The 11,570-nt window shown below is 35.7% G+C and carries 9 protein-coding genes and 2 pseudogenes; 8 read left to right on the forward strand and 3 right to left on the reverse strand.

Going from position 1 to position 11,570, the window contains the following annotated elements; genetic code table 11:
• Positions 1-19: 19 nt before the first annotated feature.
• Both uvrC and CHV_RS01445 read left to right on the forward strand, forming a co-directional pair.
• On the forward strand, positions 20-1,843 hold the full coding sequence (gene uvrC, locus CHV_RS01440) for an excinuclease ABC subunit UvrC (protein ID WP_034576612.1): 1,824 nt from the start codon (positions 20-22) through the stop codon (positions 1,841-1,843).
• Positions 1,844-2,563: a polyprenol monophosphomannose synthase gene (locus CHV_RS01445; protein WP_034576614.1), complete on the forward strand. Its 720-nt coding sequence runs from the start codon at positions 1,844-1,846 to the stop codon at positions 2,561-2,563.
• 91 nt (positions 2,564-2,654) lie between these two features.
• Here the strand turns inward: CHV_RS01445 and CHV_RS05535 are convergent, their stop codons facing one another.
• Entirely contained in the window at positions 2,655-2,831 is a 177-nt protein-coding gene (locus tag CHV_RS05535; protein WP_156933583.1) for a hypothetical protein, read from the reverse strand.
• A 159-nt stretch (positions 2,832-2,990) separates the two neighbouring features.
• Positions 2,991-3,425, reverse strand: coding sequence for an rRNA maturation RNase YbeY (gene ybeY / locus CHV_RS01450; RefSeq protein ID WP_034576616.1), 435 nt, complete (start codon positions 3,423-3,425; stop codon positions 2,991-2,993).
• 98 nt (positions 3,426-3,523) lie between these two features.
• On the opposite strand from ybeY, the gene CHV_RS01455 reads away from it, so the two are divergent.
• The 4 genes and pseudogenes from CHV_RS01455 to CHV_RS05160 all read left to right on the forward strand — a co-directional run bounded on the left by CHV_RS01455 (position 3,524) and on the right by CHV_RS05160 (position 8,945).
• Positions 3,524-5,149, forward strand: a complete 1,626-nt coding sequence (locus CHV_RS01455) for a 1-acyl-sn-glycerol-3-phosphate acyltransferase (RefSeq protein WP_034576619.1) — start codon at positions 3,524-3,526, stop codon at positions 5,147-5,149.
• The gene (locus CHV_RS01460) at positions 5,124-6,185 is read left to right on the forward strand and encodes an NAD(P)H-dependent glycerol-3-phosphate dehydrogenase (RefSeq protein ID WP_051602139.1); all 1,062 of its coding nucleotides are present in this window, start codon (positions 5,124-5,126) and stop codon (positions 6,183-6,185) included. The genes CHV_RS01455 and CHV_RS01460 overlap by 26 nt, the downstream gene beginning before the upstream one ends.
• 404 nt (positions 6,186-6,589) lie before the next feature.
• Positions 6,590-7,339 (forward strand): ankyrin repeat domain-containing protein, encoded by a 750-nt coding sequence (locus CHV_RS01465; RefSeq protein WP_165393807.1) that lies wholly within the window; start codon positions 6,590-6,592, stop codon positions 7,337-7,339.
• A 199-nt stretch (positions 7,340-7,538) separates the two neighbouring features.
• Positions 7,539-8,945 (forward strand): annotated as a pseudogene (locus CHV_RS05160) (IS5-like element ISCca5 family transposase).
• A 183-nt stretch (positions 8,946-9,128) separates the two neighbouring features.
• On the opposite strand, the gene CHV_RS01475 reads toward CHV_RS05160, so the two are convergent.
• Positions 9,129-10,208 carry a C2H2-type zinc finger protein gene (locus tag CHV_RS01475; RefSeq protein ID WP_034576624.1) on the reverse strand — a complete coding sequence of 360 codons (1,080 nt, stop codon included), beginning with the start codon at positions 10,206-10,208 and terminating at the stop codon, positions 9,129-9,131.
• A gap of 361 nt (positions 10,209-10,569) precedes the next feature.
• On the opposite strand from CHV_RS01475, the pseudogene CHV_RS05165 reads away from it, so the two are divergent.
• Together CHV_RS05165 and CHV_RS01490 are read left to right on the forward strand one after the other, a co-directional pair.
• Positions 10,570-11,332: pseudogene (locus tag CHV_RS05165) on the forward strand (IS5 family transposase).
• Complete coding sequence (locus tag CHV_RS01490) at positions 11,329-11,508, forward strand: hypothetical protein (RefSeq protein ID WP_051602141.1); 180 nt, start codon at positions 11,329-11,331, stop codon at positions 11,506-11,508. Before CHV_RS05165 ends, CHV_RS01490 begins: the two are co-directional and overlap by 4 nt.
• Positions 11,509-11,570: the final 62 nt, after the last annotated feature.

The raw sequence follows: 11,570 nt of genomic DNA on the forward strand, positions 1-11,570 counted from the left end.
GATTTTGTAGTTTTACAGTATGGAAACGCCACGCTATACCCCAAATGATATACAACATTTACCCAACTTGCCGGGCGTTTATCTATTCTATAACCAAAAAGAAGAGGTTATTTATGTAGGCAAAGCAAAAAATATAAAAAAAAGGGTGGGTGATTATTTTGCGGCTAGCAAGGTACATAACTTAAAAACAGAGCGGATGGTGGGCCATATTGCTTCTATTGCCTATACAGCTTTAAATTCCGAGTATGAAGCGCTACTTTTAGAAAACAACCTGATCAAAGCGCTACAACCACGGTATAATATTTTGCTAAAAGATGGAAAAACGTATCCTTACTTATGTATTACAAACGATCGCTTTCCTAAACTGATGGTCACCCGTAAAACGGTCCCCCCTTTGGGAAAATACTACGGCCCCTTTACCAGCTCCTACACCATTAAACAAACCTTAGAGGTCATAAAAAAATTATTTACTTTTCGTACCTGTAACTATAACCTTTCCCAAGCAAACATAACCAAAAATAAATTTAAAGTTTGTTTGGATTACCATTTAGACCACTGCAAAGGACCTTGCCAGAATTTTCAAGATGAAGTTCATTATCAAAAAGAAATAGAGCAAATAGAGGCCTTACTTAAAAACAATTTTGCTTCTGTAAAGAAGTCGTTTAAAGAACAAATGGGCGCAGCTGCGGACCTACTTGATTATAAACAAGCCCAACGGTTTAAGGAAAAATTAATGGTATTGGATCAATACCAAGCGAAGTCTTTAGTGATCAATCCACTAGTGGGAGACTTAGATGTAGTGGCTATTCTTTCAAATGAGACCCATGCTTTTGTAGGTTACTTGCATATTAAGCAAGGTGCCATTTCTTTTACCCAACATCGTGTGCTAACCAAAAAATTAGAAGAGGAGATGGAAGATCTATTGCCTTTGGTCATCTGTACACTCCGTTCTTGCAGCCATAGTAATGCCCCAGAAGTTTTAGTAAATTTACCTCTAAACCTAACGATAGGCCCCTTTGCCATCACGATGCCCAAAATGGGTGACAAGCGCAAACTGGTAGATTTGGCACTTCACAATGCATTATTATGCAAAAAAGACTTTTTATATCAAAAATCTAATTTTCAAGAAAAACCCAATCTAACACTTGTAAAATTACAAGAGGATTTAAAGTTAAAAGAGATACCTTATTGGATAGAATGTTTTGACAATTCCAATATTCAAGGCGCCCATCCAGTAGCGGCCATGGTTTGTTTTAAGGATGGCAAACCTTCTAAAAAAGACTATCGGCACTATCATATTAAAACGGTAGTAGGGCCCAATGATTTTGCCTCTATGTATGAAATTGTCAAGCGCCGTTATCAACCAAAAGAGCCATCCGTATTACCCAATCTTATTGTAATAGATGGTGGAAAAGGGCAGCTTAATGCTGCTATTCTGGCGCTACAGGAATTAGGTATATATGGCAAAGTAGCCATTATCAGCATTGCCAAGCGATTAGAAGAACTTTACTTTCCCAATGATCCTTTTCCCTTATATTTGAACAAACAATCTCCTGCCCTGAAACTGCTCCAACAGCTTAGAAATGAAGCCCATCGTTTTGCCATTACCTTTCATAGAAAACAACGTAGCAAAAGTACATTCCAGTCTACATGGAAGGCTATTCCCGGTATTGGGCCCAAGACATTAGCCGCACTATTAGAAAAATTGGGTAGCCCCAAAACGATTCAATCCAGTTCTTTATCAACCTTAGCTGGCATAATTGGGCCATCAAAAGCGAAACGATTGCATGACTATTTTTTAGACCAAGCCAATCTAGCTAAAAATAGCTCAAATATTTTATAAATGGCAGCCTTACTGCGTGCGGTAGTAGTCATACCTACTTACAATGAACAAGAAAATATTGAACAGTTGTTGGCAGCTATTTTTGGCTTAAACATAGGGTTACATGTTCTAGTGGTAGATGACCACTCCCCTGATGGTACAGCAGAGGTGGTCATACGGCTACAATCCCATTACCCGGACGCATTACATCTTTTAAATAGATCTAAAAAAGAGGGGTTAGGACGTGCCTATTTAGCCGGATTTGCTTGGGCACTGGCTTATCCTTATGACTATATTTGCACCATGGATGGGGATTTTTCCCATGCGCCTACTGATTTGCCTCGACTTTTAACCATATGCGCCCACCCTACCATTGATATGGTGATTGGCTCGCGGTACGTTGCAGGTGGGCGTGTGGTCAATTGGCCACTGATGAGAAGGGTATTGTCCTACATGGCCAACTGGTTTGCTCGGTCTATTACAAGCATACCTATTAGAGATACAACTGCTGGATTTATCTGTTATCGGCGGACCCTACTCAAACATATTTTAAACATAGCTTCTGTAGGATATAGCTTTCAAGTAGAAATAAAATTTCTCGCTTATCAATATGGGGCCAATATGGTAGAGCTGCCTATTACCTTTATCAATAGAGTACGAGGCAAGTCTAAAATGGGTTTAATCATGGCAGGAGAAAGTTTTTTTCGTTTGATACAAATGAAATGGAAGAGCTGGAGGTGAGTATGCATCCACTTACATCGGATCTTTCTACTTTACGTATCACATAACCTGAATTCAGGTTATGTAAATTCTTTAGAGTTATATAAATTCTTTAGAATAAAGATCTGCTACAAAAAGGACATTTATATTGAGGATTAGGGTCTTTTCCTGCCATGCTATTGTATGAAGCAATGGCAGAATCTGCTATACAATCTATATGCAAAGGCATTTGCTTACAACAGGTAGTTGCATAGCAACCGTCTGGACCAAGTTCACCTACGCATATCATGCATTCCTCTTTGCACGTTGGACATTCTATAGTGGACTGAAAAAATAGAACAAAAAATAAGAAAATTGTTCCCTGAAACTTTTAAATGCTAGGATAAAAAATCAGATTACTAGACTTTACGCTAGATTCTATACTTTAGACAGTAGTCTGTATAGAGCATTATAAGGCCAAATTCGGCCATAGTTGCGTAAGGTAAAAAGTTTCTTTTTCTCTTATAATCAATTGTTCTTCTGTTTTTTGATCATTATAAGACAATAAATGCAATAGACCATGGACCATGACCATATAAAGCTCGGCTGCCATTTGGCGTTTATAGGCCTTAGCATTTTCCCTGACCCGTTCAATGCTTATGTAGACATCTCCAAAAATGGTTTTTTCATCAGTGGCATAGTTAAATGTGATCACATCTGTTAAAGTGTCATGGCTCAGATAGGTGATATTTTTAGCATGCAAATAGCTATCTGCACAAAAAATAAAGTTAAGCTGGATGAGGGTGTAGCCTTCTTGTTGGATAACCATTTGCAGCCAAGCAGAAATTTTTTTTTTCTGTCGTAATCTAAACCTAATTTCTTCTGAAAAATAATAAATATTCATTTTGATCTTATTATCTTGCTAAGCGGAACGATCAAGTAAACTTTTAGTCCAGCCAGTTGGGCCCTAAATTACGACTTATTCTCTTAAAAAGATATAGGATGTCTACACAAGATCAGTTTGTGGCTGTTGAGCCTAAATCCAATCGTTGGCCCATTACCATACTCCATAAAAACCAAAAAACCTTTTTAAAGGAAGTAGTCGATAAAAGTCTTACCTCTTTGTCTGCACGTTATCCAATGGACACAGTCGTTTACCGGATATTGACGCAAACAACCTCTAGAGAGTTAGCCAGAATCGAATCAGATCCATGGCATTGTGATCCTAAAGATGATCGCTCTTTTTGGGAAGCAATGGCAGCTGCCATTGCAAACAAAATCGAAGCAACGAAGCTTTTAAAAAGTGTTATAGAACGTTATGTAAGGGAAATTTGCAGCTATTTTAGTGTCGGTCATTATGAGTGCATAGCCAAAGGTGTGCACCATACCTTTGTTTATCTGCTTAAACCCCATTGTTTGCGCTTTGGAACAAAACGTTGGACCTTTCCACACAAAAGGTTGCAAGATAAATTTCATTTGATGGGCCAAACGGATACCATTCGGGCGTTGGCCCAAATAGGGACTATTGTTTTAGTACCTACCCATGTCAGCAATTGGGATTCTGTTGTGATAGGATTGGCCATGAAACAATTGGGACTACCTCCTCTGACCTGGGGAGCAGGATTGAATTTATTTAATCATAAAGGGTTTCGTTATATTTTTAATAAACTAGGTACCTATAAGGTAGATCGGCGTAAAAAGACCATACCCTACTTACAAGTACAGAAAGATTATGCCTCACTCATACTTGAATGGGGCTGTCATACCCTATTTTATCCGGGTGGAACCCGTAGTCGCTTAGGGGCAATAGAATCCGATTTAAAATTAGGGTTATTAGGTACTCCTTTTGAGGCACAGGAACGCAACTTCCAAAATAAAGGCGCAAACGCCAAGAAAGTTTTTATTTTTCCTATAGTACTTAATTACCATTGTGTCTTAGAAGCCTGCCAATTGATACGTGAGTCGGTTCAAATTAAAGAGATTGAGCCCTCTATGCGTCCGCAAAATGATTGTTGTACCAATCTGTTGTTCAGTAAAAATATACTATTTAAAGGGTCAGAAATATTCGTTAATATAGGCGCACCACTAGATGTAATGGGAAACAGGGTAGATATAAAAGGAGATAGTTACGATGATCAAGGACAAGCAATAGATTTATATCAACAGTTTCTAGATCTTCCCATCAAAACGGCTTTTAGAAAGCGATCAGATGACTATGTTAAATTGGTGCGCCATAAAATCGTAGCAACGTACTACAGTATGAATACGGTCTTAAGTAGTCATCTAGTAGCTTTTGTAGCCTATGAATTGGCTCAAAAAAGCCAAAAGTTTGCCATAGATCTGACCCATATTGTAATCCAGTATGGCGATTTTATGGTAGCATTTGGCCATACCTATCAAGCATTACAACGGCTTTATACAGAAAAAAAAATAGATTTTACCCCTATCTTACGGAATGATCAATTAGATGCCATTGCCAAAGATGGATTGGCTAAATTGGGGATTTACCATGGCCAACGACCATTGGTGGCAACAAAAGAAGGGAATTTACTTATTCAAGACCTTTTAACATTATTTTATTATCACAATAGACTTACTGGTTATGGACTTCAAGCAGTTTTCTCTTAGTAATCCAGTAGCCGTTTTAGGGGCTGGGAAATTTGGTACAGCTATTGCAAACTTAATCGCTGCTAATGTAGACCAAGTATTGCTTTATACGCATAAAACAACACGTGCTGCTGCTGGACAAATAAGCCGCACCATGGCAGCGCAACCATTGGCAGCTAATATTGTGGTCACAGATGATTTGGTAACGGTTTTGCGTTCTTGTCCCGTTATTTTTCCAATAGTGCCTGCGGCTAAATTTCGTCGATTAATCCAAGAAATTGCTGCACATCTTAGACCAGACCACATATGCATACATGGCACCAAGGGATTAGATTTGGTCGAATATGATGGCGTATTGACCAGAAGCCACTTGGCTACTATGAGTGAAGTCATCATGCAAGAAACAACCATTCGACAGGTTGGTTGTCTGGCTGGCCCCAATTTGTCTGGAGATTTAGTTAAAAAAGATCCAGCGGTTACCGTCGTTGCCAGTGGTTCTGAAAAGGTTTTATCTATAGGGAAACAGCTTTTAAGCCAAAATTGGTTCCGTGTCTATACAAGTCATGATCTCGTTAGTGTAGAAATGTGTAGTGTGCTTAAAAATATCTTTGCCATTGGTGCGGGTATGTTACAAGGCATGGGGTACCAATGCAATACCTATGGCTTTTTCCTTACCATGTCCATTTCAGAAATGCATTATGTGATGACCACTATGGGCATCGGCACAACTGCTTTGTTCGGACCAGCTGGTCTAGGGGATCTTGTAGCTACTTGTGGCAGTACGGCTAGTAGAAATTATATGCTTGGCTATCGTTTGGCAAAAGGTGAAAAGCTAAACGCCATTTTGCATAGCGCAAAAGAGGTTTTCGAGGGGGTCCAAACGGTTAAAGTCATCCATCAACTTATGCAATTTTATAGCGTAGAAGCACCTATTACCGCACTGATCTATCGGATCCTTTTTGAGGAACTTCCATTGAAAAAAGGGCTTTCTTATTTAATGCGTACTTCAGAAAGCGCCACCTATCCTACTGATCTACCCCCTCCTATACTGAACTAAAAACTATAGATATAAAATATTTTGTACATTTGTTTTTAAATTCTTATGTTGCTTTTAACATATAATTTTTATATCTTAAAAAGATTAGATGATTACATCATTAGATGTTTAAATAAACTTTACTCTGAGGATATTTCAAACAAAATTTCTTCTATCTTCTTTTTATCGCCACTACTTTTAGGTCAAAAAGTGTATCACGTTTTGTTACGAAAGACAAAATAATATGAGACCATATGGTCTTAGATCTCTATAGGTCAAAGCAAAAAGAGCATTTCATATAGGCAATAGCAAAATTACTTGTGCTGAAGAAAAAATTTAATACGAGCATTTTTTAACAAACCAGACAGAGCCCTATGGATAGCCTATATAAAAGCCGTAAAATCGTCGGTTTAAATTTTAAATTGATGGCTAGATCAATTTTATTTTCATTTCCAGTATTGACTGGTTGTGGTAAAGTGGTTGGTAGATTTGGTATGAATGTGATTGCTACGTCTGGTAGCAATAAGGGAAAAACATATAGACCGAAAAAGTTGAGTACTATTGCACGTCATTGTATACAAAATGCTGTGCAAATGAAAAAACTTGATAAAAAAGATGCACAAGGTCGTACCCTATTACATACCATAAGCCAAATGGGGGATATATCCCTTATGGAATTTTTATTAAAAAACAAATCTAATATCAATGAACGAGATAAAGATGGGAAAACACCAACTTATTGGGCATCTGAACACAATAAAGTAGAATCAGTAGCTTTTTTACTGAATCATGGCCATGCAGATGTAAATCAAGCAAGTAAATATGGCAATACGCCCCTTCATGTAGTATCGATTAAAGGTTATACAGAAGTGGCTAAAGTATTGCTATCTTCTGCTAAGATCTTGGTTAATTTAAAGAACTATCATGGAGAAACAGCTCTTTATATAGCATTGCAGAATGGTCACACGGAAATAGTTAAATTATTACTAAATGATAACAGAACAAAATATGACCCATTTTGTTCTATATGTCTTGATCGTATATCCCATGATATATTATATATAACGCTCTGTTGCCATTCTTTTCATAAACACTGCCTTAAAAAATGGATCGCTAGTCTTTCAAATAAGATAACAAGATGTCCCAATTGTAGGCAATACATAAAAGCTGCGTGATGCGTAGAGGTTGTTACACCTATGTTGTTCGATTAAACTTAAACCTAATAACTTTTCTATTTTTGGGTTCTACAACCATACTTAGTCGGCCCTGAAATACCATATAATTATTTGTTAATCAGCAAATAAATGGTTAAATTTATATATGGTTAATAACCAGTTTTTAGGTTGTTTTGTATAAAAAGCTTGCAAAATAAGGATGAAATCTAAGAAAATAAATAATAGCCTTGAGCGTTTGTTTGAGCAACGCTTATCTAGTTTTCTCAACCCGAAACATCCATTATTCCAGTTATCTGATTCGATTCCTTTTCACTCCTTATCATCAGATTTAGACCGCGGTTTTAGCTATGGACCTGGTCAACCTCCTTTGCCTATTCGTTTAATTATAGGTCTTCTCATTATCAGTCATATGTATAATATTTCTGATGAACAAGTAGTGGTTAGATGGGTAGAAAACCCTTATTGGCAATACTTTTGTGGATATGATTATTTTCAGTTTAAGATGCCTTGTAACCCCAGTTCATTGACCCGTTGGCGCCATAGATTAGGTCAAGAAGGTCTCAATAAGATTTTATCTATGACTATAGACTTAGCGCTAAAAAAAAAGTACTGACCCGAAAAGAACTTGAAAAAGTTATAGCTGATACTACTGTAATGGAGAAAAATATCCGTTACCCAACTGACTCTTCTTTGCTTAATAAATCCAGAGAAAAATTGGTCAGTATAGCCAAGAAAACAGGTATTAAACTGCGTCAAACTTATCAAGCGTTTAGGTCTATCTATACAAACGTAAAGTTGATTGCTATGCTCATGCTAAACAGTATAAACGTTTATCTAAAGGCATTAAAACATTAAAAACCTATCTTGGTAGAGTAGTCAGAGATGTAGAACGTTCTATACAATCCTCTGATGATCTAATACGGAATCAATTTACCAATCTACTATCTATAAGTAAAAAACTTATAAACCAATACAAAAAAAGTAAAGATAAAATTTATAGCATCCATGAACCATCCGTCTACTGTGTAAGTAAAGGTAAGTCTAAACATCCTTATGAGTTTGGTTGCAAGGTACAATTTACAGTAACGCATAAAAAAGGTTTAATTGTTTCAACAGAAGCAATACATCCTAATGCTTACGATGGCCATACTTTGCAGAAGAGTTTATTACAAGCCGAGCAATTATCTGGTACCAAAGTAAAGTATGCTTTTGTAGATAAAGCCTACCGGGGTAATAATATACCTGTTAGTGAATGTAATATATTTATAAGTGGTTCTAAAAGGGGAATAACGCCTGCTCTAAAAAAAGCTATAAAAAGAAGATCTTCTATTGAACCGCATATTGGTCATATGAAATCCGATGGTAAATTATCTGTTAACTATTTGAAAGGTATTCTAGGAGATAAACTTAACGTTATTTTATGTGCTATTGCTCATAACCTACGACTGATTACAAGAAAGTTATTCTTAACACACTCACAATCACATAAATTAAAACCTATATAATTAAAATTCTTAATCCAAAACCAGTTATACCTATATCTTGGGTAGGAAAAATAGAGCGCCTGCTAAACCATAAATATTGTAAAAAAAGATCCATTCAATAAATTTATTCAAAAAAAATATTTCAGGGCCGACTACTTATTAAATTAAAACTTGAATAGGCATGATATACATTCAAGTTGATTTTTAATTCTATATATTCAGTGTAGCAACTTCTATGAATCACGCAGCTTACTGATGCAAGATAAAACTTTTATTACATAATAATATTGATAAAGTGTCGGCTTTTATCTGTCATGTATTCTTTCATGCTTTGTAAGGTCACCTCGCCGTTTAAAACGCTTTTTACATCTATCGCATTCATGAGCACCCTCTCCTTCACATGTCCTTTGGTGCATTTGAAGGGTAGCTTTACGTCTAAATTTTTTTTCACATATTTGACATGTATAAGGTTTCTCGATTGTATAAACGCTTGCGTGGGTTATAAGGTTATGTAAATTTTGTATAGAGTTTTGTATACCATTGTGATTGAATCGTATATCCAAACAAGATAAATCGATATCTTCTAAAGATTCGACTTGTTCCGAACCGCCCAAATTTTTTAAACTTTCAAGATCTCTAAAACTTTTGTAGTTTTCGAACTCTTTTGAAAATTCGGACAATTGATTGCTTTGATCTATAGAATCATCTATTATTTCAATCACTGATTTATCTATATAATTATCCATTATTTTAATCACGAATTTATTAGATTCAATATTTTGATTATTTTCTGCACAACTTTTTGCATAATTCCTAGAAGGCATTAGCATATATGCTTCAATATAAAATCCTTTATTTGATGAATCATCTAATAAGCGTTGAAGCGCACCTATATGTCCATTCTCAATTAATAAATCAATAAAAGTTAAACCATCAGCACTATTACCATGTTTTATCGTTAAAATTTCATTTGTCAATGATTCTATAGAAGAAGTACCTTGTATGGAATCTAAACTAGATAAGCCATCTAAGATCGTGGTCAATATATCTATATGACCATTTTTAGCTGCAATATGGAATAGATTATTCCCTGATTGATTTTTTATTTTGAATACTTCCATTAAAAAATCGTGTCCGGATAGCTTATTAGATTCAATATAATCTTTGAAAAAATTTGTATTATTATATGAGGCTAGAACATGAAGGTTAGTATCCCCATGTCGACCTATCGACAAGGCTAGGCTATCTCTATTCACAGCAACCGTGTCATACGTAATCTGTACACCATTGTATAAAACTTGTGACTCATTATTGATCCTGTTAGACTTATTCATCAAACCACTACAAGATGCGATAAGAGGTAAAACAAAAAAATAGTTTTTCATAAAGGCTATATAAATAAAAAATGGTTATCAACCAAAAACATACTTTTGCAAAATTCATAAACTTTTTATCAAAAAGCAAATACAATAAATATTTACTTACGTCATAAAGGAATATTTTAACTATAATGGCCGGAAAAATTAGAACAGAAAAAAACTAGATTTGTTTCTCGCAAGTATGATTCCATCAAATTAATATGAATAAATCAAATGGGAAGAAATAAGATTAGAAAGTTTAATGCATCAGAAAAGACTAAAATAGTATTAGCTCTAAGTTAGATAGTGTCGTCATGAAATATTTTGTATATTAGGTTTGTAGTTCGTATTATATTTTTAGATTAATAAGATCAATTATATTCCTAAGATGTCTAAATGGATTCACCGTCATGATATTTCAGACAAAGTATGGTCTATTTTATCACCTCTACTTCCAGGTCAACAAGGAGGTTGGGGAGCTGTTGCCAAAGATAATAGGCTGTTTATTAATGCAGTATTTTGGATTTTACGTACAGGATCTCCTTGGCGTGATCTTCCATCTAGCTATGGGGATTGGAAAAACACCCATCGTAGATTTTCTCGCTGGAGAGATAATGGTATATGGGAAAGGATCTTAGAGAGACTAATTAATAATCCTGATTTTAAATGGCTTATGATTGATTCTACTTATATAAAAGTACATATGCATGGAACGGGTGCGAAAGGAGGAAACCAATCTATGAGTCGAACAAAAGGGGGCTTAATACGAAGCTACATTTGGCCGTGGATGCGTCTGGTATGCCGGTCAGAGCTATTATCACAGAAGGTACCAGAGCTGATTGTAGCCAATCTACATATCTTATTGAAGGGATAACTCCAAAGCATTTGTTAGCAGACCGCGCCTATGATACCGATAAAATCATTAAATATGCTAGAGAAAAAGGTATTGTTCCTGTTATCCCTCCCAAAAAAACAGAAAAATAAAGCGTGATTTTGACAAAAATCTATATAAATTCCGACATCTTGTTGAAAATATGTTTCTCAAAATTAAGCAATGGAGAGGAATCTCCACTAGGTATGCAAAAAACACAGCATCATTCTTGGCAGCTGTCCAATTTAGATGTATCCATCTATGGACTAACTTCTTATGACGAGACTATATAGAGAACAATTAACGTTGTCTCAATTATCATCAAAGTATGGAGTAGGTGGTAAGACGATCCAAAATTGGGAACGTCAATTTTTGGAAAATCCTTCATTAGCCTTTGATCCATGCAAAGTTGTGGGCGTATATAAAGATGAAATAAATAATCTTAAAAATGATTAGGCCAAGAAGGCCTCAATAACATTTTATCTACGTCAATTCTGAATTTTACAGAAATAGGAAAG

It is taken from the genome of Cardinium endosymbiont cBtQ1 of Bemisia tabaci (genome assembly GCF_000689375.1).
Classification (GTDB): Bacteria; Bacteroidota; Bacteroidia; order Cytophagales; family Amoebophilaceae; genus Cardinium.

Excerpts from the sequence above, each read along its gene's own strand:
- uvrC (WP_034576612.1), top strand. The coding sequence starts at position 20 with ATGGAAACGCCACGCTATACCCCAAATGATATACAACATTTACCCAAC.
- CHV_RS01445 (WP_034576614.1), top strand. The coding sequence starts at position 1,844 with ATGGCAGCCTTACTGCGTGCGGTAGTAGTCATACCTACTTACAATGAA.
- CHV_RS05535 (WP_156933583.1), bottom strand. The coding sequence starts at position 2,831 with ATGATATGCGTAGGTGAACTTGGTCCAGACGGTTGCTATGCAACTACC.
- ybeY (WP_034576616.1), bottom strand. The coding sequence starts at position 3,425 with ATGAATATTTATTATTTTTCAGAAGAAATTAGGTTTAGATTACGACAG.
- CHV_RS01455 (WP_034576619.1), top strand. The coding sequence starts at position 3,524 with ATGTCTACACAAGATCAGTTTGTGGCTGTTGAGCCTAAATCCAATCGT.
- CHV_RS01460 (WP_051602139.1), top strand. The coding sequence starts at position 5,124 with ATGGACTTCAAGCAGTTTTCTCTTAGTAATCCAGTAGCCGTTTTAGGG.
- CHV_RS01465 (WP_165393807.1), top strand. The coding sequence starts at position 6,590 with ATGGCTAGATCAATTTTATTTTCATTTCCAGTATTGACTGGTTGTGGT.
- CHV_RS01475 (WP_034576624.1), bottom strand. The coding sequence starts at position 10,208 with ATGAAAAACTATTTTTTTGTTTTACCTCTTATCGCATCTTGTAGTGGT.
- CHV_RS01490 (WP_051602141.1), top strand. The coding sequence starts at position 11,329 with ATGACGAGACTATATAGAGAACAATTAACGTTGTCTCAATTATCATCA.